The following is a 23,108-nucleotide window of genomic DNA, read 5'->3' as shown; positions in this document are numbered from 1 at the left end:
CTGCTGAGGATCTCTGGAGAATTGAGAAACTATGGGTGACACTACGCGATGTAATGATCCGGTTTTGACATCCAAGATCCGACAAGCGATTGCTGAAAGCGATGACGTGACCAGCAAACACAGACAGATAACGACCATCACCTGCGGAAAGTCCCGGTACGGAGACGACATTGAGCAAGATGAAACTGGGCATGATCGCAAGTTCTGTCCTGGCAGCATCCATCGCTGCCATCCCCTACAGCTATGCCCAGAGAACACTGAGCCATGCCCACGCCTATCCTTCGGGCACCCTGCCTCATGAGGCAGCCAAACAGTATGCGGCCGATGTGGAGGCATTCTCGGGCGGGGAGCTGGCAATCAAGGTGTATCCCCTGACATTGCTGAGCGGATCGGAAATGTCGGATGGCATTCGTGACGGGCTGGCTGATAGCGGTCAGGTCCTGACCGTCTATTTTCCTTCACTGTACCCCCACACCAACATGGTCAACGAAAGCTCGATGCAGCTTCAGTTGTTTGATCCGGACCTGGTGGATAACGGGCGCGGAGCGCTCGCGTTTGAAGGGGCCATGTCCGAGTTCATCTTCGAGCATTGTCCGGAATGCAACCAGGAATATGCGGATCAGAACCAGGTCTATACCGGTAATTCAGCCAGTGCCCGCTACTCCCTGCTGTGCACCCAGGAAGTAACCGAATTGGCTCACATGGACGGGCTTCGCCTGCGGGTGGCCGGCGCACACTGGTCCCGGTGGATTCATGAGCTCGGCGGCACATCCGTCTCCATGACCATCGGGGAGCTGACGGAAGCACTTGACCAGGGTGTGGTCGACTGCACAGCGTCGGCACTGCCGGAGCTGATCAACCTTGGCATGACCGATGTGGTTACGGATATCACAACAGATATTCCCGGCGGAGTGTACGCCGGTGCCAGCACCGCCAGTACCAACCAGGACGTCTGGCAGTCACTGACCCCGGATCAGCGCCGGGCCCTGCTCAAAGCCGGCGCCTACTATGCGGCAGCGCTTCCCTACGAATCCGTTATTCGGGTGGGGCAGACTCTTGACCGTGCCCGCGAGGCGGGCATCCGGATTCACCAGGCATCTCCGGAAGTTCTGCAAGCGACCCGGGAGTTTGTTGAAAAGGACCTACGCAGGAATATCGGGTATTACGCAACCCGGCACGGCATTACTCGCGGTGAGGAGATGCTGGCGCAATTCCGTGAGCTGTTGGAAAAGTGGGTTCACCTTGTGCAGGACATTGACAGCACTGAAGCGCTTGGCGACCTCTATTGGAATGAAGTGTATTCCAAAGTGAACGTGCTTGAGCACGGGGTGTAAGAAGCAATGTGCTGTTGACATTATTCGGGAGCGATTGGGCTAAATCCTGGGGGGCCGGTGCAGGCGGAGGGTCGAATGGAGGTTTTGCACCTGCCCTCTGACAAACCAGAGTTCCACAAAAAAGCCCACGATGAACGTGGGCTTTTTTGTAAAATATGGCCCGCCCGAGAGGATTCGAACCTCTGACCTCTGCCTCCGGAGGGCAGCGCTCTATCCAGCTGAGCTACGGGCGGATTTGAAACGGCGCGTGATGCGTCAATTTCGAGTGCGCAATCTTACGTGTGCCGAGGTTTTCTGTCCAGCCCCTTTCCGCAAACCAATTGCGGTTCTTTGCGTATACTTGAGGGATGACAAGTACGATGACTCCCGCAGGGCGGCTTCCCATGATCGAGCGCTTACCCGACAAGGATGGCATGCGATACAGCCTCACGCCGAACCGGTCCATCAGCTGGCCGGCGCTGGTGCGGGTATGGCTTGGACTGGTGGCGGTGACCTCCCTGGTGGTGGTGTTCATGGTTCTTGCCGGGGCCTGGCTGGTGGTGCCATTTGCGGGGCTGGAGCTGGCGGCTGTGGGGGCCGGGCTCTGGTATACCGCCCGTAAATGCTGTCGCCGGGAGGTGATCACTTTCGGGCCGCGGGTGGTCAGGGTGGAGAAGGGACACCAGTGCAGGGAGCAGGAATGGGAACTGCCCCGGCAGTCGGTGCGGGTCTACCTGGAGCCCAAGCCCCATCCCTTCGCGCCCGAGCGGATGTGGCTGCGCAGCCTGGACGAGGAGATTCCGTTGGCGGATTTTCTCAACGCCAGGGACTCCCGTGAGCTGATGACCCTGCTACAGAGCCAGGGTCTTCCCGTTACCCGCCGCACCCAGGCCGCCGCAGGGCTTTGGTTCTGATCCGGCTACAGCAGCTTCTCCGGATGCAGCATCACCACGCCGCTGTCATTACTGATGGTGACCACCTGGTCCTCAATGTTTACCTGAAGGCTCATGGAGCGGTCCGCCATCTCGGCAAGGTCACTGGTCTGTGACTGGTCCAGGCGGATAACCGCCAGGTTGTCGTGCCGCTGCAGTTTATTGCCCAGCTTGTCCCACCAGACCGGAAGGCCGCGTCCGCCGTAGCCATAGATGGTCACCCGGTCTGCGCGATTGCAGGCCTTGCGGATCCGGTCTTCTTCCGGCAGCCCCACCTCGATCCAGTGAGCCACGTCGCCAGTGAGGGTTTTCTCCCAGACATCCGGCTCATCATCGGCGCTCAGGCCCGCAGTGAATTCCAGGTGCTCGGAGGCATTGAGGGCAAAAGCCAGCACCCGCACCATCATCCGCTCATCGGTTTCCGAGGGATGCCTGGCTACGGTGAGGTGATGGTCCGCATAGTAGTGGCGGTCCATGTCGGCAATGTTGAGGGTTGCCTTGCATACGGTGGATTTCAGGGCCATGGGGGTTCCGGTGCTCGCTGGGGGTCAAGCGCAATAGTGTAGCGGAAATTTTGTGTAACGATTTGTGGAAATTTTCCCAAACGACTTGCAATAACGTCTGCGAATGACAATAATTATCACTATCTTTGATCGGGTGGAGAGATTCTTCCTATGTACGTCTGCCTCTGCACCGGTGTCACGGACCGGGAAATCCGTGAAGCGGCCGAAAACGGCGTTTCCTCCATGCGCCAGCTCGGCAAGGAGCTGGGCGTTGGCCGTCAGTGTGGCCGCTGTGCCTGCACCGCCCGGGAGATCCTCCGTGAAAGCCGCTCCGCCGATTACCTGTCGCTGGCCAATATGCTCGCCCAGCCCGCCTGACGTGGCCCGCCACCGAGCGGGTCAATGATTCCTGTCAAACGTAAACCATTCTCTTACGCGATTTTTTATCGCCGCCTTTAGGTCTATCCTTATCCGGATACTGCAGATTTTGCAGCCGCGATTGTCTGGAAATTCCGACGATTCGAATAACAGACATCCTAGAACGATAAGAGGAGGCCACGGCCGTGAAAGGTGACAAGAAGGTTATTCAGTACCTCAACAAGGCGCTGGGCAATGAACTGACAGCGATCAACCAGTATTTCCTGCATGCCCGCATGTACAAGGACTGGGGTATTACCAAGCTGGCGGACAAGGAATACGAAGAGTCCATCGATGAAATGAAGCATGCGGACCAGTTGATCGAACGCATCCTCTTCCTTGAAGGCCTGCCCAATCTTCAGGATCTGAACAAGCTTCTGATTGGTGAGAACGTCGAAGAGATGCTGCAATGCGATCTTCAGCTGGAGAGAGCCGGGCACACTGACTACAAGGAGGCAATCGCCTACTGCGACCAGGTTCAGGACTACGCCTCCCGGGAACTCTTCCGCCGTATTCTGGAGAGTGAGGAAGAGCACATCGACTTCCTGGAAACCCAGCTCGAGATGATCAGCCAGATGGGCATCCAGAATTACATCCAGCTCCAGTCAGGCTCCGCCGACTGACGCACCGCCACGGTGCGGGGCCCCTGGCTCCATCTGTGAGCGCAAGAAACCCGGTACTTAAAGCCGGGTTTCTTTTTCTTCATTTTTCAAAAGTTTCCTGCCGTTGTCATCTCCTTGCCGCTAGAATGGGCCCGTTTGTTGCCTAAGGAATCACGTAAGAACCGCGGATCAACTGGGAGAACTCATTGCCATGGACCTGTCCTGCTTCAAAGCCTATGACCTGCGCGGTCGCGTTCCCGATCAGCTCAATCCCGCCCTGGCGGAACGGATTGGTCGTGCCTATGTCGAGGTGACCGGCGCCCGCAAGGTGATTGTCGGCTACGACATCCGCCTCTCCAGTCCTGACATCGCCGATGCCCTGAGTTCTGGCCTGATGGCGGCCGGCGCGGATGTGTTCGATATTGGTCTCTGTGGCACCGAGCATGTCTATTTCGCCACCAGCCACTACAGGATGGATGGCGGCATCATGGTAACGGCCAGCCATAACCCGAAAGATCACAACGGTATGAAGATGGTGGCTTCCGAGTCCCGCCCCATCAGCTCCGACAACGGTCTGAACGATATCCGCGACCGGGTGCCCGAGCCGTTCGCCAATGCCCCGCAACAGGGTCGTTACGAGACCCTTGACGTCATGGACGCCTACATTGACCACCTGCTGGGCTACGTCGACGCCACTTCTCTCAAACCCATGAAGATCGTGGTCAACGCGGGTAATGGCGGCGCGGGCCTGGTGGTGGATGCCCTTGAGCAGCACCTGCCGTTTGAATTTATCAAGCTTCATCACGAACCGGACGGCAACTTTCCCCACGGTGTTCCCAATCCCATTCTGCCGGAGAACCGTGCGATTACCGCAGAAACGGTGCTGAACCATCAGGCCGCCATGGGGATTGCATGGGACGGAGACTTCGACCGCTGTTTTTTCTTCGATGAAACCGGCCGCTTCATCGAGGGTTACTACATTGTCGGTCTGCTGGCGGACCAGTTCCTGCGCAAGACAGGGGGCGGCAAGGTGATTCACGACCCGCGGCTGACCTGGAACACTCTTGACCTGGTCAGGGCGGCCGGTGGCGAACCGGTGGAGAGCAAGACCGGCCACGCATTCATCAAGCAGCGTATGCGGGACGAGGATGCCGTATACGGTGGCGAGATGAGCGCCCACCACTATTTCCGCGACTTCGCCTATTGCGACAGTGGCATGATCCCTTGGCTGCTGGTGGCTGAGCGGCTGTCCCAGTCCGGCCAGTCACTTTCCTCCCTCATTGACGCCCGTATCGAGGCCTACCCGGCCAGTGGCGAGATCAACCGGACCATCGACAATCCGCCGAAGGTGATCCAGGCCATCGAGGAGGCTTACGGCCCGGATGCGGTAGCGGTCAATCACATCGATGGTCTGAGCGTGGAGTTCGAGACCTGGCGCTTCAACCTGAGGATGTCCAACACTGAACCGGTGGTTCGTCTCAACGTGGAGTCCCGGGCCGACAAACCCCTGATGGAGACCAAAACCGAGGAACTCCTCGCGGTGATGGAGCGGCTCAACAACAGCTAACGGGTGATCGACCCATAAAAAAGGGGTGGCCTCGGCCACCCCTTTGCTGTCTCCGCCTGGATCAGAGCCAGTCGTTCAGCATGATGCCGATGCCGAGCCGGTGGATTCGCTCGTTGTAGTCGATCAGGCTTTCGCCATAACCGTTGTAGTACTGGACGAAGCCCTTCAGGGTCTGACCAATGGGAAAGCTGTAGCCGATCTCCACCGAGGTCCTGTTGTCGGACCTGAGGTTGTTCATCAGGCGTGTGGACAGCACGTGGTTGTCGTCCCACTTGTAGACGGCCAGGTAGTCGGCATACCCCAGGTAATCATCAATATCCGGGTTGTCGTCCTCGCCCCCGTCCTCCGGTACGCGGTACCAGGGGGAGACGATGAACAGCCAGCGATCGTAGGTGTAGGAGACGCTGCCCTTGATTCTGTTCCAGCTCCGGGAACGGGGCTCGGACTGGCCGTTGGACTGGTGGCTGAAGCCGGCGGTCACGGCGTTCAGCTCACCAGGGCCGATGTCCCAGCCGAGGCGGTGTCGCAGGAAGATTTCCGGCTCGTAGTTGGTTTCCCGGAAGGGGGCGGAATCGTCAGTGTTGTAAACCTGCCAGAACGACTTCTGGGTATAGCCGAACCATAGGGTAGTCCGGTCGTCGAGGATCCCGCTCAGGAGGGGGACGCGGAAGCTGATCTGGTATTTGGCCTCTTCGTTGAAGAGGCTGGAGTCATAGCTGGCCTCGCCCACCCGCGGACTGTTGGGATTCTGGTTGGGGTCGTCCACGTAGGTATAGGGCAGGATGTAGGTGGGCCGGTAGGGTACAAAGCCACCGATCAGCCGGCCCATCAGCCGTTCCCGTGCTTCGTACTCATCGAGTTCCTGCTCCATCGCCCGGCTTTCCGGAACCTCCCTGTTCGACTCATCTTCCAGATCCCTGGCCAGTTCAGAGGTCTCTTTCTGCTGGTCCTGGTCCTGAGCCAGGGCGGTTCCATTGAGAACGAGCAGGGTGAGGAAGAAGGTGTTCAGTATCCGTGATCTCATGGCGGGTCCTTGTGTGAAGTCCTGGCGAATTATGCCTGCCTCCGGGTGACGGCGGGGTGAACGGCGGATTACACCGGCAGGCTGTTCCAGGTCTGGACTATGGCAAAGGCCCAGACCCCGAGAAGGGTCAGCGCCAGCAGGTAGAACAGCCACTGCTGGCGGGTCTGACGTCCCGGTCCCGCCGCCGCAACCCAGCGCAGATACATCAGCCCGAGGAAGGACAGAAACACCACCAGGCTCGCGGCGGCGGGGATCAGCAGCCAGCCGGGATGGATGGGTGTCTCGGCCGAACCCCATGAGCTGAACAGAAGCATCGAGCCCACAAGAACCGCCAGGGCGGTGAATTCGGCGGTCAGCAGCGGGCGTCGCCACGGGTGTTGATTGTCGGAGGGTCTGCCGGTCATGGGGTCCTCTTGCGGGCGGTCGTGGGCCAGTCCCGGCCTATCTTAGCGGTTTGTTGGTTTTTTTGCCCGGCTCCACCCGCTATAATGCGCCCACATACAATTATAGTGTCCTGATGCGAGGTGCATTGTGAAGATAGTAAAAGTGCTGGCGGCCGTTCTGGTTGCATGTGGTCTGACGGCCGGCGTCGTCATGGCAAGCGTTGAAGATCAGATTCGCGAGCGTATCTCGCCCGTTGGCGACGTCTGCCTGCAGGGTGAAGACTGCGGCAGCGCAGCACCTTCCGCGGCAACTGCCGGCAGTGATGGTCCTCGCGCGGGAGACGAGGTTTATGCCGCGGCCTGCCAGGCATGTCACGCCAACGGTGTGGCCGGTGCCCCTGTGACGGGTGATCAGGACGCCTGGTCACCGCGAATCGACAAGGGCATGGAGACCCTGATCAGCCATGCGATCAATGGCTTCAATGCCATGCCGGCAAAAGGCGGCTGCGGCTCCTGCTCCGATGAGGAGATCGAGGCCGCCGTCCAGTACATGGTGGACGAAGTCCAGTAATACTGTCTTCGGCCGGCCCCGATCGGGGTCGGCCATCTGCTTTCCGGACCGTCTGCGGACTCAGACCCCCAGGTCACCCAGCAGCGCGCTGAGGGTGGCTTTTCCTTTCTCCTGATTGGCTTCCCGGTCCAGATCCCCCATGCCTTCCCAGCGAACGTCCTCTTCAGGAAGTTCATCCAGGAAGCGGCTGGGGATGGTTTCCATTTTTTCACCATACTGGCGGCGCTGCGCCGCAAAAGTCAGGGTCAGGGTTTCCCTGGCGCGGGTGATGCCCACGTACATCAGCCGGCGCTCCTCCTCGATGCTGCCTTCCTCGATACTGGAGCGATGAGGCAGGATCTCCTCCTCCAGCCCCATGACGAACACATGGGGAAACTCCAGGCCTTTGGAGGCATGCAGGGTCAGTAACTGGACCTTGTCGCTGTCGTCCTCCTCTTCCTGCTGCTCCATGAGGTCGCGCAGGATCAGTCGGCTGATGGCGTCCTCGATGCCGGTCTCGTTGGCGGTGCCCTTGTCGTCATCGAGCATCCGCTGGATCGATTCGGTCAGGTACCATATGTTCTCCATCCGTCGTTCCGCCTGCTTCGGGCTGCTTGCGTGCTGGTGCAGCCATTCCTCGTATTCGATGTCGGTGAACAGCTGCTTGAGTACCGGTACCGGGTCTTCCTCGTGAAGTCGGCGACAGGTGTTCTCCACCCAGTGGCGGAAACGGCGCAGGCGGTCCAGGCCCTTTTCGGTGACGTGGGTCTCGACGCCCATGTCGTCCAGCGCCCGGTAAAGACTGACGTCCCGGGAGCGGGCATAATGGCTCAGCTGCTCCAGGGTACGGGGGCCGATTTCCCGCCTCGGCACATTGACCACCCGCAGGAACGCGGAGTTGTCGTCCGGATTGATCAACAGCCTCAGATAGGCCATGGCGTCGCGGATTTCATTTTTCGAAAAGAACGACTGGCCGCCGGAGATCCGGTAGGGGATCTGGAACGCCTGCAGCTTCATTTCCAGTAGCCGGGCCTGGTGGTTGCCCCGGTAAAGCACGGCGAAGTCCCGGAACTGCAGGCCTTTCTTCAGCTTCTGGTCAATAATCTCCGAGGCAACCCGGTGCACCTCCGCGTCCTCATTGCGGCATCGCAGGATGCGCAATTCCTCGCCGATGGTGTGGTCGCTCCACAGCGCCTTTTCGAACACATGGGGATTATTGGCAATAACCTGGTTGGCACAGCGCAGGATGCGGGCGGTGGAGCGGTAGTTCTGCTCCAGTTTGACGATCTTCAGGCTGGGGAAGTCCTCCTTGAGCTGGGCCAGGTTTTCCGGCCGGGCGCCCCGCCAGGCGTAGATGGACTGGTCGTCGTCGCCGACCACGGTGAACGCCGCACGCTCCGCCACCAGCAGTTTCACCAGCTCGTACTGGCACAGGTTGGTGTCCTGGTATTCATCCACCAGCATGTAGCGGATCTTGCGGCGCCATTTGGTCAGGGCCTCCGGTACCGTGCGGAACAACTGTACGGGCAGCAGGATCAGGTCGTCGAAGTCCACCGCGTTATAGGCCTTGAGGTATTCCTGGTATCGCCTGTAGACCAGGGCGATGCGTTGCTCACGCTCGTCGGCGGCCCTGCTCCAGGCCTCCTGCGGGCCTTTCATGTCGTTCTTCCAGCTGGATATGGTGGCCTGGATGTCCGCAAGCTCATCGCCGGCATCGGCACTCGCCTCCCGCAGCATCAGGTCCTGCAGCAGGGCCTTGGCATCCTCCGCGTCGAAAATGGAGAAGCCGGGATGGTATCCCAGGTGGGCAAGCTCTTCGCGGATGATGTGCATGCCCAGGTTGTGGAAGGTGGAGACCGTGAGACCCCGGGTCAGCTTCCGGTCGATCAGTTTGCCTACCCGTTCCTTCATTTCACGGGCGGCCTTGTTGGTGAAGGTGACTGCGGCAATATGTCGCCCCGGGATACCAGCCTGCTCGATCAGGTAGGCGATCTTGCGGGTGATAACGCTGGTCTTGCCGCTGCCGGCCCCGGCCAGCACTAGCAAGGGGCCGTCGATGTAGTGGACAGCTTCCCGCTGACGGGGGTTAAGTTGTGACACAGTTCACCTGATGGTTGATTTCGCACGAGGCACTATTCTACCTCAGCGGTTTTTCTGTATCTTCTGTGGCTTTAAGCTATCTTGTAGGTTGAACGTGAAGACATGTAACAAGCGGTCGGAGTTCCGGGATAGTGCCGTCCCCGGGACAGGGAATGTCCTGGCAACATGAATCTCAGAGCCCCCATGCAGTCCCATAACTTGCGTCTCCTGGTCCTGACCGGGGAATACATGGATTTCCTTTGGTACGGTGAACTCCTCCGTGGCCATGCCGATTTTGTCCCGGAGCTGACCTGGTGCCCGGACCCCGACGATCTCGGCGATCTCCTGGAAAATGCCCATTTCGATGTCCTGATCTGGGATTGCAGCTTCCATGCCGGCTCCAACATCGGCTTCCTTCAATACCTGTCGGTGGCCGGCAACGAGAAGCCGGTGATTGCCCTCGGTGCCGATTCCGAGGCCGAAATGGATGAGGACCTGCTCGGTTCCGGCTCCTCCGATTACCTCTGCAAGGGCAAGATCGATCGCTGGGCACTTGCCCGGGCGGTGCGCTGTGTCTGGTTCCGTCAGCAACTGGAGGATTCCGCCGGCGGCCAGCTTGGCCGCGAGGTTGCCAGTGGTTTCATCAACCGGAACCTGTTCTTCGATCGCCTCCAGCAGGCCATTCTGCGGGCTGAAAGGGGTGACCACCGCCTCGCCCTTATCCACATCAACCTGGACGATTTTCGCACCGTCAACGAATCCCTCGGTTACAGCCAGGGGGATGAACTGGTGCTGAAGCTGGCCGAACGCCTGCGACACACCATGCGCCGCGTGGATTCCCTGATGCGCATCGGTGGTGATGAGCTGGCGGTGATTGCGGAGAACGTGGATGACTCCCTGGACCTGTCACAGATCATCCGCAAGCTGGTCGCGGGGCTGAGTGATCCGGTGAACGTGTCCGGCAATCTGGTGGGTATTACCGCAAGCCTGGGCGTCGCCACCTTCCCGGAGGCCGGTGACACCCCCGAAACCCTGTTGCGGCGGGCCAACCGGGCCATGTTCGAGGCCAAGCGGGATACCGGCACGTCCTACCGCTTCTACAATCGTCAGCTGCACATTTCCGCGGGACACCAGCTGCAGCTGGAGGCGGACCTTCGCAACGCGCTGCGGGCCGGCGAGCTGGAACTGTACTATCAGCCCCGGGTTGATCTCATCACCGGTGAGGTGCGGGGCGTGGAGAGCCTGATCCGCTGGAATCACCCCACCCGGGGGCTGGTCATGCCGGACGATTTCATCCCCGCGGCAGAGCGCAGCGGCCTGATTGTACCCATTGGCTACTGGGTGATAGAGCAGGCCTGTGAGCGCCTGCGGCAGGCGGCCGATGCGGGTTTTCCGGGGCTGGTGGTCGCCGTCAACCTGTCCTTCCGCCAGTTCCACGACCGCAAGATGACCGAGACCATCTTTCGCATCATTTTCAACGCCAACGTCGATACCAGCCTGCTGGAGCTGGAGCTCACCGAAAGCGCCATGATGCACGACCCGGATTACGCACAGCGCTGCCTGAGGGAGCTGAGTCAGCTGGGTATCAGCTTTGCCCTGGATGACTTCGGTACCGGCTATTCCTCCCTGACCAACCTGCAGCACCTGCCCATTTCACTGGTCAAGATCGACAAGTCCTTTGTCCAGGCACTCGGAGAGAGCGGCGATTCGGAGCACATCATCCGCGCCATCATCAGCCTCGCCCACAGCCTCCAGATGAGCGTTGTTGCAGAAGGCGTGGAGACCGAAGGCCAGCTGGACTTCCTGCGGGACCAGCACTGTGACGAGGTCCAGGGTTATTATTACGCCCGCCCCATGCCATGGGACGATCTGGTGACCTTTTTGCACGACCGCAACCGCCTCGCTTGCCTGCCGGAGTAAGGCCCTGTACCTTTTGCGCTTCAGGGCCCGGTCAGAGGCTCCCTGGTTCACATACAGTCAAAGGTCCCGCGCCGCCAGACCGGTGCGGTTCTCCGTTTCAGGTAACACAGCATGATCAGTATCCCCGGTCGTATTGCCGAAGAACTTGGTGTCCGCGAGCAGCAGGTCAATGCCACTATCACCCTGCTGGACGAAGGCGCAACCGTGCCCTTTATCGCCCGCTACCGGAAAGAGGTCACCGGTGCCCTGGACGACAGCCAGTTGCGGACCCTGGAAGAGCGTTTGCGCTACCTGCGGGAGCTGGAAGAGCGCCGCGACGCCATCCTGCGCAGCATCGACGAGCAGGGCAAGCTCACCGACGAGCTGAAGTCCGCCGTTGAGCAGGCGGACACCAAGAACCGCCTCGAAGACCTCTACCTTCCCTACAAACCCAAGCGCCGCACCAAGGCCCAGATCGCCCGGGAGGCAGGCCTGGAGCCCCTGGCGGACAGCCTGTACGACGATCCGAACCAGGATCCGGACGCGGCCGCCGCCGGCTACCTGAACCCGGAGGCCGGCTTCAGCGACACCAAGGCAACCCTTGAGGGAGCGCGGAACATCCTGATGGAGCGATTCGCCGAGGATGCCGAGTTGCTGGGGCGGCTGCGGGAATACCTCTGGAACGAGGGCCAGCTCAAGGTGACGGTTATCGAGGGCAAGGAGAGTGAAGGCGCCAAGTTCCGGGATTACTTCGACCATCAGGAGTCCCTGAGGAAGATCCCGTCTCACCGCGCCCTGGCCATTCTCAGGGGTCGTAATGAAGGTGTCCTGACCTACGCCATTACCGTCGAGGGTGAGAGCGATGACCGGCGCGTCCCGCACCCGGCGGAAGGCAAGATCGCCGCCCACTGGCACATCCGGGACAATGGGCGGCCAGCAGACCGCTGGCTGGCGGAGGTGGTGCGATGGACCTGGCGGGTCAAGCTCTCGACCCAGCTGGAGACGGATCTGATGGCCCAGATACGGGAGGCCGCGGAAGCCGAGGCCATCCAGGTATTCGCCAATAACCTCAAGGACCTGCTGCTACTGGCGCCGGCCGGGCCCCGGCCCACTCTGGGTCTGGACCCGGGGCTGCGCACGGGCGTCAAGGTGGCCATCATCGATGGCACTGGCCAGGTGGCCGGCTACGGTGCGATCTACCCCCACGCTCCCAGGAACCAGTGGGACCCGTCAATAGAGCAGCTGGCGAAATGGTGCCGGGAGCACCGTATCGAACTGGTGGCCATCGGCAACGGAACCGCCTCCCGGGAAACCGAGAAGCTGGTGGCGGATCTGAGCAAGCGTTATCCGGAACTGAAACTGAACCGGATCGTGGTGAGCGAATCCGGCGCGTCCATCTACTCCGCCTCCGAGTTCGCCTCCCGCGAACTGCCGGATCTGGACGTCACCATTCGCGGCGCGGTCTCCATCGCCCGCCGGCTGCAGGACCCGCTGGCGGAACTGGTCAAGATCGAACCCAAGTCCATCGGCGTAGGGCAGTACCAGCACGACGTCTCCCAGGTGCAGCTGGCCCGCAGCCTGGACGCCGTGGTGGAAGACTGTGTCAACGGCGTGGGTGTGGATCTGAACACGGCCTCGGCACCCTTGCTGTCGCGGGTGTCGGGTCTCAACCCCGGCACCGCCGAAAACATCATCGATTTCCGTAATCGTAATGGCGGCTTCCTGACCCGCCGGCAGCTGCTGGACGTGCCCCGTCTTGGTCCAAAGACCTTTGAGCAGGCTGCCGGCTTCCTGCGTATCAGCCGGGGCGACAATCCCCTCGACCGCTCCGCGGTGCACCCGGAAGCCTACGGCGTGGTCGAGGCCATCGCCAGAAAGAACGGGCGCAAGGTCAGCGACGTCATCGGGGATGTGAGTTTTCTTCGCTCCCTTAAGCCGGAGGACTACGTTACCGAGCGCTTCGGCGTTCCCACCATCAGGGATATCATTGCCGAACTCGAGAAGCCGGGACGGGACCCGCGCCCGGAATTCCGTTTTGCCAGCTTCCAGGAAGGGGTGGAAACGCTCAGTGACCTCAAGCCCGGCATGACCCTGGAAGGTACGGTAACCAATGTCACCAATTTTGGTGCGTTCGTGGATATCGGCGTTCACCAGGATGGCCTGGTCCACATCTCGGCGCTGTCCCGGGACTTCGTCAAGGATCCGCGGGAAGTGGTGAAGGCCGGTGACATCGTCAAGGTGAAGGTGATGGAGGTGGATATCCCCCGCAAGCGTATCGGCCTGTCCATGCGCCTGGACGACACCCCCGGGGAAAGCGGTGGGCAGGAACGGACCGCCACGACCAGAAAAGCCGGTGCCAGAGGTCGGAATGAACCACCGTCACGTAACAGCAAGGGCGGCAAGTCACAGCAGAACCCGCCGCAGGGCGCCATGGCTGGCGCGCTGGCACAGGCCCTGGCCTCGGCCCGCAAGGATAAGCGTTAACCGGCAGCTGGCGGCCATGGGTTCGCCACTGTCATGCTAGAGTTGTCCGTAGCGGCCCCTGTGCCGCTTGCCCGGTGATCAGAGGAGTCAACCATGGGTGCATCGCGCCAGGCGCTGTTTCTGCAGCTCACGTCCAGTGACTGGGACGGCTTTCTTAAGGGAGCCGAGAAGGAAGGGTTGCGGGTCGACCGGAATGGTTTCATCGCCCAGACCCCGCACCCGAAGGCACTGGGCTCGGCTCTGACCCATCCGCGTATCACCACCGACTACTCGGAGGCCCTGCTGGAGCTGATCACGCCGGTATGCCGGACCACAGAGGAAATGCTGACCTCCCTGCGGGACATCCACTGGTTCGTGCACCAGCACCTGGAGGATGAGGTGCTTTGGTCGGCGAGCATGCCCTGTGAGCTGGACGGCGATGCCAGCATTCCCATTGCGGAGTACGGCAGTTCCAATATCGGACAGCTCAAGCATGTCTACCGTCAGGGCCTTGCGGTGCGCTACGGCCGCATGATGCAGAGCATTGCCGGCGCCCACTACAATCTCTCTCTGCCGGACAGTTTCTGGCAAAAGTGGCAGCAGCTGCTGGAAAACGGCCAGCCCCTGAAGGATTTCAAGTCGGACCAGTACTTCTGGCTGATCCGTAACTTCCGCCGCCGCAGCTGGCTGCTGATGATGCTGTTCGGGGCCTCACCCGCGCTGGATGCCAGTTTTGTCCAGGGTGTGAAGCACAACCTGACCCGGTTCGGCGACCATACCTGGTACGGTCCGCGGGCCACCTCCCTGAGGATGGGCGACCTGGGTTACCACAACAACGCCCAGTCCTCACTGAACATCTGTTTCAACGAGCTGAAAACCTACACCAACACTCTGGAGCGGGCAATCCACACCACCTGGCCGCCCTACGAGGAGATCGGTACCCGTCGCAATGGCGAGTACATCCAGATCAACACCAGCATCCTCCAGATCGAGAACGAGTACTACAGCGCGGTCCGGCCCAAGCGCACCACCGAGCGTGGTGAGAAGCCCATACAGGCACTGGAGAGCCGGGGAGTGGAGTACATCGAGGTACGCTGCCTCGACCTGGACCCCTTCTCGCCCCTGGGTCTCAATGCGCCCCAGGTGGACTTCCTGGACCTGTTCCTGCTGGGGTGTCTCCTTCAGGACAGCCCCCGCATTGGCGATGCTGAATGCGAGCGGCTCGACGACAACTACAAGGACGTGGTGAACCGGGGCCGGGACCCGGACCTGCAGCTTGCCCGCTGTGACCAGACCACACCGGTGATGGATGCCGGCCGGGACGCGCTGGACGAGCTGGAGTGGCTGGCGGAGCAGCTGGACCATTGGCAGGGTGGTCAACGCTACCGCGTCGCCCTGTCAACGCAGCGTCAGAAGCTTGAAGAGCCGTCACTGATGCCGTCGGCAAGGGTGCTGGATGCCATGACCAGCAGTGGGAAAGGCCACCGTGAGTGGACGCTCGAGCTGTCCCTGGAGCACCAGAAAATGCTCCGGGAAGCGGAGCCCGATGAGCAGATGCGGGCGGATTTCGAGCGTATGAGCCGCGCCTCCCTCGACGAGCAGGCCGCCATGGAGGCGGAGGATACGGTGCCGTTCGGGGAATTCCTGGAGAGCTACCTCGCCAGCTGATGGCAAGGGCTCCCGCCGGTGTCAGGAACGCTGAACCACGAAGGTGGTGAACAGGACGTCCACCACCGTCTCGCCTGTCCGCTGCTCCTCCATGACCTGGTTGATCCGCTCCAGTGCCTGCTCCCGAAGGTCTTTCTGGCCAATGGGCGACGCCAGGACGTCAAGGTCGCTCTGTTCGCCAAAAAGCATAACCAGTTCATGGCGCAGGCGGGGCATGTGGGTTTCAATAGCGGCTCTGGCGGTTTCCGTCCCCACCCGCAGGCTGATGTCGGTTTTCAGGTAACTGGGCCGCTCGGTGGGTGGCCCGACATGGGTGACGAATGCCGGGGTCATTTCCACGTAATCGGTAAAGCGGGGCCCCGGCTCTTCCTCGCTGGTGTTCTCCTCATTGTCCTGGGCCAGGGTGGTAACGGGCAGCAGGGCTGTGAGGACAAGCATCAGCCAGAACGTTGTGGTTTGTTTCATGATGAATTGTCTTGGCTCGTCGTTTTCATGGAATCTGTTCGGCAGAATAGCAGGACAGAGGCTGCGGTGCAGCCACCGATCCATGGCCCGGCAGGCTTCCGTTTTCTCTTACAGAGGGTTTTGAGTCCAATGCGCAGACTGGTTTTTCTTTTCGCCTTGCTGGTGCCGGTTGTTCTGCTGGCGGTGGCGTTCTACATGGAATACGTGATGGAACTCGAGCCCTGCCCGTTGTGCTGGCTGCAACGTTACGCCTTCATGGCGGTGGCGGCGGTGGCCCTGCTGGCACTGATCCACAACCCCGGGGATACCGGTGGCCGTATTTACGGCTTCTTCCTGGCATTATTCGCGGGCGCTGGCCTGGGCATTGCCGGTCGCCAGCTCTGGCTGCAGAGCCTGCCGCCGGATCAGGTGCCGGCCTGCGGGTCGTCGGTGGATTACATGCTTGAGGTTTTCCCCCTGATCGACGTGCTGGCCTGGGCCCTGAAGGGCACTGGCGATTGTGCCAGGGTGGTCTGGACCTTCCTCGGGCTCAGCATTCCCGGCTGGACTGCGGTTTTCTTTACGATCATCCTGCTGAGCGGTCTTGGGGTGCTTTTCGGCCTGTTTCGGCGGGCTTCTTCCGGTCGCTAGAAAAAACGTTCTTCTCATATTTTCATGAGCGTGTCCAATACGTATGTGCTTGCCCGGCCGAGTTGAATTGGGGTAACTTGAATCTCTTGAAAGAGAGTTGCCAGACGAACCAACAAGACTGTCCGGGGAGACACCATGTTAGAAAACTGCCGAAATGCGAAGGAACGCTGGGGTGGCGTGCATCAGCTCATTGACCGCTGGCTCAAGGAGCGTCAGGAGCTGCTGGTGCATTACTGTGATCTTTCCGATACCGCTCGTGATATCCCGGCCGAAGACCTCGGCAAGAAGCTTGAGCGTCTCTGCCAGGTGCTTATGGACTATACCTCCGCCGGTCATTTCGAGATTTACGAACAGCTGATCCAGGAAGCCCGGGAGTTTGATGACGGTGGCATCGAGCTCGCTGGCAGGATCTATCCCCGAATCAGCGAAACCACGGAAGTGGTCCTGGATTTCAACGAGCGGGTTGATGGCAGGCGCCCGCCGGTGTCGGAAATGGACGACCTGATGGCGGAGCTGTCCAGGTTGGGGGAGGTTCTTGCTACCCGTTTCGAACTCGAGGATTTCCTGATCGAGAATCTGCACAACGCCCATGCGGGTAAGGTGCCTTCCTCGGCCTGATCGGCGACTCGAAAAAACCAGACAAAAAAGGGGTGACCGTCGCGGTCACCCCTTTTTTGGTCAGTGAAGCCCTGTCCCGGAAGGAATTCACTCTTCCGGATTGACTTCCAGCAGCTCCACATCGAATATCAGCGTTTCGTTGGGACCGATACCCCTGTTGCCACCCGGGCCATAGGCCAGATCCGACGGAATATACAGTTTGTAGCGGCTGCCCTCACTCATCAGCTGAAGGCCTTCGGTCCAGCCGGGAATGACCTGGTTGAGGCCAAAGGTGACCGGCTCGCCCCGCTCACGGGAGCTGTCGAAAACTTCCCCTGAGAGCAGTTCACCGGTGTAGTGCACGGTGACCTGGTCGGTGGGCCCGGGCTTCTCGCCGTCACCTTCTTCCAGCACTTCATACTGGAGTCCGGATTCGGTGGTTTTCACCTCTTCTCTTTCCGCGTTTTCAGCGAGGAAGGTTTCACCCTTTTCCCGGTTGGCCCTGGCGGACTCCTCCATTTCCTCGAGCTGCTTTTCCTGCATCTCCTGCTGGAAAGCCATCATGGCTGACTGGATCTCCTCATTGCTCAGGCGACGGGATTCCTCGTCGCCGTGGCCATGGCGGAAGCCCTCGATAAACTGGTCCATCTGCAGATCCGGCAGGTCATTCTTCATGCGCTCGCCAAGAACGATGCCCATGCCATAGCTGACCTTCTCGTTATTGGTCTCCAGAGCGGGTTCACTGCTGGTCTGGGTGTTGGCCGAACAGCCGCCGAGAATGCCGGCCACGGAAAGGGCGATAACAGTCTTTTTCATGGTATTTCCTGTAGTCCTGTGTCTTCTTGTCAATGGATACACTGCAAACGGCAAAGGTAACCGCTTTGCGTCGCGGATACCACTGACGGAGTCGTAATACCGGGTATGGGTAAATGCCGAATGGCGGAGGGGCTTCCTCAGCTGCCATTCTCGGGGTAGCGTGGGCTGAGTGAGAAGGGCGCAGCGTATGGATACGACAGATCCTGATCCGGCTGGTCAGGGCTCCTTGGGTGGGTCGGGGAGACACTGCGGCGGGGTTCAATGGCAAGGGTATTCCACGGGCCCTCGGCCGGTGGCTGGTCGGCATAATGCCAGCTGCCGTCAGCACCCTGCCACTTGAAGACGATATCCGGCCCTTCCACGGGCACGGGAGCCGGTACTACCTCCTCAAAGGAGAGCATCGTTCCCGGTGGCTGCGCGGGTGCTCGCGGTGCTGCTGCCTCCTGAGGCACACTGACACCCACGAGGATCAGCACCACCAGCAGCCCCAGGGCGGGAAAAGCCAGCCGCGCCAGCCAGCGGCTCACGACCCGGGACTCCCGTGAGTATCGGAGGCCGGCGTGGGGGTATCGAGCATAAGTCGGGCCAGCTGTGTGATCATGGCGTCTGTCATCTCGTTGGTGCGATTGTCCGTTGCCGGTGCGGCCTTTCTCAGGTTGGCCAGGGCAAGGGCCTCGTCCTGGTCCCCGGCCAGGGAGCTCAACTGATCCTGCAGCGCTTCCCAGGCATGGAACAGCTCGACCCGTTCCGCCTCCAGTTCGGCCTTCGCCAGACTCTGGCGTACCGGGAGTTGCAGGCTATCCGATTTGCTCAGGGATTGCCTCAGGGAACGTATGGACGCGGTCACACTTTGACGCCAATGAGTGACGGTTTCCGGTTCGCTCCCGGAATAGCAATGGCCTTCCCGCGCCAGCCAGCCGGCGCACAGAATCCGCGTTACGCTCCAGCCCTGGGACTGCAGCTCGAGGCAGAGTCCGGCGGCCCCTTCCCGCTGCCAGAAGGCCAGTGCAAACCGCCATAGGGGAGTGTCCGTATCCGGCTGGGTATTTTCCCTCTCGGTCATAAGACGTCGTATAATCCCGCTATGCTTACGATAACCGATCTCAGTTTACAACGCGGTGGCGTCTGGTTGCTAGATAACACCAGCGTCACCATTCAGCCCGGTCAGAGGGTTGCGATTGTCGGTGCCAACGGCGCCGGAAAATCCAGTCTGTTCCAGCTGCTCCTGGGCCAGCTGTCTCCGGAGCAGGGGACAGTGGCGCTGCCGGGAGGATGTCGCATTGCCCATATGGCCCAGGAGGTGGCGGCCTCCCAGCGTAGCGCCCGTGACTTCGTGCTCGATGGCGATAGCCGCCTGCGTGAGCTGGAAGCGGAATTGGCGAAGGCGGAAGAGGCCGGCGACGATCATGGCATGGCGCGGATTCACGGTGAGCTGGATCTGCATGAGGCCTGGTCGGCTTCCCGCCGGGCGGAGGCACTGATTCGAGGCCTCGGCTTTGCCGATGGCGATGCGGACCGGCCGGTGGCGTCCTTTTCCGGTGGCTGGCGCATCCGTCTTAACCTGGCCCAGGCCCTGATGAAGCCGTCCGATCTGTTACTGCTCGACGAGCCCACCAACCACCTCGACCTGGACGCCTGTCTTTGGCTGGAGAACTGGCTCGCCCGCTATCCGGGTACGTTACTTTTCATTTCCCACGACCGGGATTTCATGGACCGGGTGGCGACCCACATTATTCATTTTGACCAGAAGAAGCTGGTGCAATACACCGGTAATTACTCCGCCTTCGAAAGCCAGCGCAGTGAGCGACTGGCCCAGCAGCAGGCAAACTACGAGAAGCAGCAGGCCAGGGTCGCCGAGATCCAGCGTTTCGTGGACCGCTTCAAGGCCAAGGCCACCAAGGCGCGTCAGGCCCAGAGCCGGGTCAAGGCGCTGGAACGAATGGAGCGGATCGCCCCGGCCCATATCGACTCGCCGTTCAGCTTTACCTTCCCGCTGGCCGACAGGGTCTCCAACCCCCTCCTGTCCATTCGCAATGGGGAGGCGGGGCACGGCGATACCGTGGTGCTGTCGGACCTCAACCTGACCCTGCTGCCCGGTAGCCGCATCGGCCTGCTGGGCCCCAACGGGGCCGGCAAGTCCACCCTGATGGATGCGCTGCGGGGCGACACGACCCTGCTGGCGGGTGAGCGCACCTGCGGCGAACATCTGGCCATTGGCTATTTTGCCCAGCATCAGCTGGAATCCCTGGATCTGGACGCCAGTCCCTTCCTGCATCTACAGCGGCTGGCGCCGAAGGCGTCCGAGCAGAGTATCCGCAATTTCCTGGGTGGCTTTGATTTTCACGGAGACGAGGCGCTCTCTCCGATCCGCTCCTTCTCAGGGGGGGAGAAGGCCCGTGTGGCCCTGGCGGTGATCGCGTGGAAGAAGCCAAACCTGTTGCTGCTGGACGAGCCCACCAACCACCTGGATCTGGAGATGCGCCAGGCCCTGACCATGGCGTTGCAGAACTTCGAAGGCGCCATGGTAGTGGTGTCCCACGATCGCCACCTGTTACGCAATACGGTGGATGAGTTCTGGCTGGTGAATGATGGCATCGTCGTCCCTTACGAGGGAGACCTGGAGGACTACGAGCGCTGGCTGGGGGAGAGGCGCAAGGACGAGGCCGAGCCGCCTCGCCGTGACAGCCAGAGCAGTGTGACGACGGTCGCCACCGGCCTGAACGCCGACGAGCGCAAGGCCCTCAAGCGGGAGCAGGCGCAGCTCCGTCAGCAGCTGAGTCCATGGAAGAAACGGCTGAGCCAGGCCGAAAAAGCGATGGAGCAGGCCCAGTCGCGGCTGACGGAACTGGAGGAGACCCTTGCGGACGCGACGCTGTATGAGGCGGGTAACAAGGATCGCCTGAAATCCCTGCTGGCCGAGCAGGCTACTGTGAGCGCAGCTCTGGAAGAGGCGGAAGCGACCTGGCTGGAAACCACCGAAGCTCTGGAAAGCCTGGAGGCCCGGCTCGAGGCGGGCTGAATCTCCGCCATCCGGGCCGGGTCAGCGGGTCTGGATCTGAAGCGTATAGCCCTGTCTGACCAGGTATTCCTTTTCGTTTTCCAGGTCCGCCAGGGTCAGCGGACGCTCCCTGAGCCAGCGGTCGTCCAGTATCAGCTGCAGTCGCTTGTTGCTGGCCCTGGCGCTGACCTTCGGTGGCTCCTCGTACTTGCGGGCGTGTTGCAGGAGTACGCCCAGTCGTACCAGAATGCAGAGGCGCTGGAGCCGGCTCGTTTCCTCCGGGTTGAAGCCCTCGAAAATCGCCGGGGAGAACTTGCGTCGGTGGCCGCGGACAAGGGTGGCCAGTTCCTGCTGGAATTGCTGGGTAAAGCCGGGCAGGTCGGAGTAACGCAGCAGGTAGGCGCCATGCTTGTGGTACTGGCTGTGGGATATGGTCAGGCCAATCTCGTGCAGACGGCAGGCCCATCTCAGCAACTCCTCGTCAGCCACGGTGTCGATATCCCAGTCACGGCTGACGGATTGCCAGACGGCGATGGCCGAGTTCTCCACGGCTTCGCCATGGCGCTGGTCCAGATGATAGCGCTCCTGCAGTGCGCTGATGGTGCGCTCCCTTACGTCCTCATGCTGGATCCGGCCCAGGATGTCGTAGAGCAGGCCTTCCCGGAGGGCACCATCGGCGTAGGTCATGCTCTCGATACCCAGGGACTCGAAAGCGGCCATCAGGATCGCGAAACCCGCCGGGAAAATGCTCTGGCGATCCGCCCGGATCCCCAGGTCCGCCAGTCGTCGCACATGGCCCATGTCAATCAGCCGCCGGCGCAGTTCCCGCATGCCTTTCAGGTCGAGGACCCCGTCGTTGATCCGCAGTGTGCTGAGGGCGGTGGCCACGGCCTTGATGGAGCCCGAGGAACCCACCGCGCTGTGCCAGCCCAGCTCGCGGTAACCGGAGCGTATATTGAGCAGTTCCTGGGAGGCATGGGTCACCGCCTGGTCCATTTGCCGACGGCTGATCTTGCCATCGGGAAAGTACCGGTTACGGAAGGACACGCAGCCCATGTGCAGGCTTTCCAGGGCCTGGGTTTCAAACCGTTCCCCGATAATGAACTCGGTGCTGCCGCCGCCGATATCGATGACCAGCCGGCGCCCGGTGTCGTCGGAGAGGGTATGGGCCACGCCAAGGTAGATAAGGCGCGCCTCTTCCCGGCCGGCAATGATTTCCACGGGATAACCCAGAACCTCCTCCGCCCTTGCAATGAAGGCGCCGGCATTGCGGGCAACCCTGAGGGCATTGGTGCCGACAATCTGTACCGCTTCCGGTGGCATACCGCTGATGCGCTGGGCGAACCTTCCCAGGCAGGCCAGCGCCCGTTGCTGCGCCTCTTCCGTCAGGCAGTTATTGATGTCGAGGCCGGCTCCCAGCTGGACCTTCTCGCCCATTTTTTCGAGGGTGCGGATTTCGCCATGGACCTGACGGGCAACGACCATGTGAAAGCTGTTGGAGCCCATGTCGATGGCCGCCAGCAGCTCGGGCGGGTTGGCGTTGTCTGGGGCTGTCACGTCTCTTGAAATCCTCTTGCCAGCCTTTATAGTGAGGCGCTTGCGCCATCTTGCCCGTCGGGCTTCGCTGCCGGGTACTATAAGCGATATGCTTCCGGCCTGTCAGTAACGAACGGCCCCCTCGCCGGCGGAACCGCCATGGCGCTTCACAGGCGCATGAGAAATCGCGTAAAGTAGGGCCTATCCAATTTTCGAATCAGTTGTATCGTTCGCGGCGGTCCCATACCGTCAAAGATCCAGTTCGCCGGCGGTCAGTCAGTGACAAGACCGGCGACAGACGCAGGAAACAGCAATGAGCGGAAATATCGTAAAAGTAACAGACGATTCCTTTGAGCAGGATGTCCTGAATTCCGACGTTCCCGTACTGGTGGACTACTGGGCGGAATGGTGCGGTCCATGCAAAATGATCGCGCCGGTGCTTGAAGAGATTGCCGAGGAGTATGAGGGCAAGCTCAAGGTCTGCAAACTGAACATCGACGAGAACGAGCAGACACCGCCCAAGTTCAACATCCGCGGCATTCCCACCCTGATGCTGTTCAAGAACGGCAATGTGGACGCCACCAAGGTCGGCGCCCTGTCCAAGTCCCAGCTGGCCGCCTTCCTCGACAGCAACCTCTGATCGATCAAGAGGCGGAAAACCGTCCC

Annotated in this window: 22 protein-coding genes and 1 tRNA gene; 13 read left to right on the top strand and 10 right to left on the bottom strand. The window is 60.8% G+C overall.

Annotated elements, in window-relative coordinates; all coding sequences use genetic code 11:
* Window positions 1-179: 179 nt before the first annotated feature.
* Complete coding sequence (locus BM346_RS08765; RefSeq protein ID WP_227662919.1) at window positions 180-1,334, top strand: C4-dicarboxylate TRAP transporter substrate-binding protein; 1,155 nt, start codon at window positions 180-182, stop codon at window positions 1,332-1,334.
* Window positions 1,335-1,490: 156 nt separating this feature from the next.
* Here BM346_RS08765 and BM346_RS08760 read toward each other — a convergent pair.
* Window positions 1,491-1,567: transfer RNA gene (locus BM346_RS08760), tRNA-Arg, on the bottom strand.
* Between the two features lie 150 nt (window positions 1,568-1,717).
* Between BM346_RS08760 and BM346_RS08755 the strand changes: the two genes are divergently transcribed.
* The gene (locus BM346_RS08755) at window positions 1,718-2,227 is read left to right on the top strand and encodes a DUF2244 domain-containing protein (protein ID WP_167812614.1); all 510 of its coding nucleotides are present in this window, start codon (window positions 1,718-1,720) and stop codon (window positions 2,225-2,227) included.
* 5 nt (window positions 2,228-2,232) lie between these two features.
* Here BM346_RS08755 and BM346_RS08750 read toward each other — a convergent pair whose 3' ends face one another.
* Window positions 2,233-2,769, bottom strand: a complete 537-nt coding sequence (locus tag BM346_RS08750; RefSeq protein ID WP_092010978.1) for a YaeQ family protein — start codon at window positions 2,767-2,769, stop codon at window positions 2,233-2,235.
* A 150-nt stretch (window positions 2,770-2,919) separates the two neighbouring features.
* Here BM346_RS08750 and BM346_RS08745 point away from each other — a divergent pair, with 150 nt between their 5' ends.
* The 3 genes from BM346_RS08745 (at window position 2,920) to BM346_RS08735 (ending at window position 5,334) form a co-directional block, all read left to right on the top strand.
* Window positions 2,920-3,126 carry a bacterioferritin-associated ferredoxin gene (locus BM346_RS08745; RefSeq protein ID WP_092010975.1) on the top strand — a complete coding sequence of 69 codons (207 nt, stop codon included), beginning with the start codon at window positions 2,920-2,922 and terminating at the stop codon, window positions 3,124-3,126.
* Window positions 3,127-3,311: 185 nt separating this feature from the next.
* Window positions 3,312-3,788, top strand: a complete 477-nt coding sequence (gene bfr / locus BM346_RS08740) for a bacterioferritin (RefSeq protein ID WP_092010972.1) — start codon at window positions 3,312-3,314, stop codon at window positions 3,786-3,788.
* 190 nt (window positions 3,789-3,978) lie between these two features.
* Complete coding sequence (locus BM346_RS08735; RefSeq protein WP_092010969.1) at window positions 3,979-5,334, top strand: phosphohexomutase domain-containing protein; 1,356 nt, start codon at window positions 3,979-3,981, stop codon at window positions 5,332-5,334.
* Window positions 5,335-5,395: 61 nt separating this feature from the next.
* On the opposite strand, the gene BM346_RS08730 is transcribed toward BM346_RS08735, so the two are convergent.
* Window positions 5,396-6,358 (bottom strand): phospholipase A, encoded by a 963-nt coding sequence (locus BM346_RS08730; protein WP_092010966.1) that lies wholly within the window; start codon window positions 6,356-6,358, stop codon window positions 5,396-5,398.
* Window positions 6,359-6,426: 68 nt separating this feature from the next.
* Window positions 6,427-6,762: a hypothetical protein gene (locus BM346_RS08725; RefSeq protein WP_092010963.1), complete on the bottom strand. Its 336-nt coding sequence runs from the start codon at window positions 6,760-6,762 to the stop codon at window positions 6,427-6,429.
* 133 nt (window positions 6,763-6,895) lie between these two features.
* Between BM346_RS08725 and BM346_RS08720 the strand changes: the two genes are divergently transcribed.
* Window positions 6,896-7,312, top strand: coding sequence for a c-type cytochrome (locus tag BM346_RS08720; RefSeq protein WP_092013512.1), 417 nt, complete (start codon window positions 6,896-6,898; stop codon window positions 7,310-7,312).
* Between the two features lie 60 nt (window positions 7,313-7,372).
* Here BM346_RS08720 and rep read toward each other — a convergent pair whose 3' ends face one another.
* On the bottom strand, window positions 7,373-9,391 hold the full coding sequence (gene rep / locus BM346_RS08715) for a DNA helicase Rep (RefSeq protein WP_092010960.1): 2,019 nt from the start codon (window positions 9,389-9,391) through the stop codon (window positions 7,373-7,375).
* A 165-nt stretch (window positions 9,392-9,556) separates the two neighbouring features.
* Here rep and BM346_RS08710 point away from each other — a divergent pair, with 165 nt between their 5' ends.
* The 3 genes from BM346_RS08710 (at window position 9,557) to gshA (ending at window position 15,400) form a co-directional block, all read left to right on the top strand.
* Window positions 9,557-11,290 (top strand): EAL domain-containing protein, encoded by a 1,734-nt coding sequence (locus tag BM346_RS08710; RefSeq protein WP_092010957.1) that lies wholly within the window; start codon window positions 9,557-9,559, stop codon window positions 11,288-11,290.
* Window positions 11,291-11,401: 111 nt separating this feature from the next.
* The gene (locus tag BM346_RS08705) at window positions 11,402-13,753 is read left to right on the top strand and encodes a Tex family protein (protein WP_092010954.1); all 2,352 of its coding nucleotides are present in this window, start codon (window positions 11,402-11,404) and stop codon (window positions 13,751-13,753) included.
* Between the two features lie 93 nt (window positions 13,754-13,846).
* Window positions 13,847-15,400 carry a glutamate--cysteine ligase gene (gene gshA / locus BM346_RS08700; protein ID WP_092010951.1) on the top strand — a complete coding sequence of 518 codons (1,554 nt, stop codon included), beginning with the start codon at window positions 13,847-13,849 and terminating at the stop codon, window positions 15,398-15,400.
* Between the two features lie 21 nt (window positions 15,401-15,421).
* On the opposite strand, the gene BM346_RS08695 is transcribed toward gshA, so the two are convergent.
* Window positions 15,422-15,865, bottom strand: a complete 444-nt coding sequence (locus BM346_RS08695) for a flagellar basal body-associated FliL family protein (protein ID WP_092013509.1) — start codon at window positions 15,863-15,865, stop codon at window positions 15,422-15,424.
* Window positions 15,866-15,994: 129 nt separating this feature from the next.
* Between BM346_RS08695 and BM346_RS08690 the strand changes: the two genes are divergently transcribed.
* Together BM346_RS08690 and rsd are read left to right on the top strand one after the other, a co-directional pair.
* Complete coding sequence (locus BM346_RS08690) at window positions 15,995-16,495, top strand: disulfide bond formation protein B (protein WP_092010948.1); 501 nt, start codon at window positions 15,995-15,997, stop codon at window positions 16,493-16,495.
* A gap of 135 nt (window positions 16,496-16,630) precedes the next feature.
* A complete protein-coding gene (rsd, locus tag BM346_RS08685; protein ID WP_092010945.1) occupies window positions 16,631-17,113 on the top strand; it encodes a sigma D regulator in 483 nt (160 codons plus the stop codon).
* Between the two features lie 87 nt (window positions 17,114-17,200).
* On the opposite strand, the gene BM346_RS08680 is transcribed toward rsd, so the two are convergent.
* From BM346_RS08680 to BM346_RS08670, 3 genes are all read right to left on the bottom strand, one after another.
* Complete coding sequence (locus tag BM346_RS08680) at window positions 17,201-17,908, bottom strand: FKBP-type peptidyl-prolyl cis-trans isomerase (protein ID WP_092010940.1); 708 nt, start codon at window positions 17,906-17,908, stop codon at window positions 17,201-17,203.
* A 137-nt stretch (window positions 17,909-18,045) separates the two neighbouring features.
* Window positions 18,046-18,435 (bottom strand): hypothetical protein, encoded by a 390-nt coding sequence (locus BM346_RS08675; RefSeq protein ID WP_092010937.1) that lies wholly within the window; start codon window positions 18,433-18,435, stop codon window positions 18,046-18,048.
* Window positions 18,432-18,971, bottom strand: coding sequence for a DUF2390 domain-containing protein (locus tag BM346_RS08670; protein ID WP_092010934.1), 540 nt, complete (start codon window positions 18,969-18,971; stop codon window positions 18,432-18,434). The genes BM346_RS08675 and BM346_RS08670 overlap by 4 nt, the downstream gene beginning before the upstream one ends.
* Window positions 18,972-18,992: 21 nt before the next feature.
* On the opposite strand from BM346_RS08670, the gene BM346_RS08665 reads away from it, so the two are divergent.
* Window positions 18,993-20,927: an ATP-binding cassette domain-containing protein gene (locus BM346_RS08665; RefSeq protein ID WP_092010931.1), complete on the top strand. Its 1,935-nt coding sequence runs from the start codon at window positions 18,993-18,995 to the stop codon at window positions 20,925-20,927.
* A gap of 21 nt (window positions 20,928-20,948) precedes the next feature.
* Here BM346_RS08665 and BM346_RS08660 read toward each other — a convergent pair whose 3' ends face one another.
* The gene (locus BM346_RS08660; protein ID WP_092013506.1) at window positions 20,949-22,412 is read right to left on the bottom strand and encodes a Ppx/GppA phosphatase family protein; all 1,464 of its coding nucleotides are present in this window, start codon (window positions 22,410-22,412) and stop codon (window positions 20,949-20,951) included.
* A 343-nt stretch (window positions 22,413-22,755) separates the two neighbouring features.
* Here BM346_RS08660 and trxA point away from each other — a divergent pair, with 343 nt between their 5' ends.
* Window positions 22,756-23,082: a thioredoxin TrxA gene (gene trxA / locus BM346_RS08655; RefSeq protein WP_092010928.1), complete on the top strand. Its 327-nt coding sequence runs from the start codon at window positions 22,756-22,758 to the stop codon at window positions 23,080-23,082.
* Window positions 23,083-23,108 lie beyond the last annotated feature (26 nt).

It is taken from the genome of Marinobacter daqiaonensis, from assembly GCF_900115285.1.
Classification (GTDB): domain Bacteria; phylum Pseudomonadota; class Gammaproteobacteria; order Pseudomonadales; family Oleiphilaceae; genus Marinobacter; species Marinobacter daqiaonensis.
This window is presented reverse-complemented; position numbering and strand designations above follow the sequence as displayed.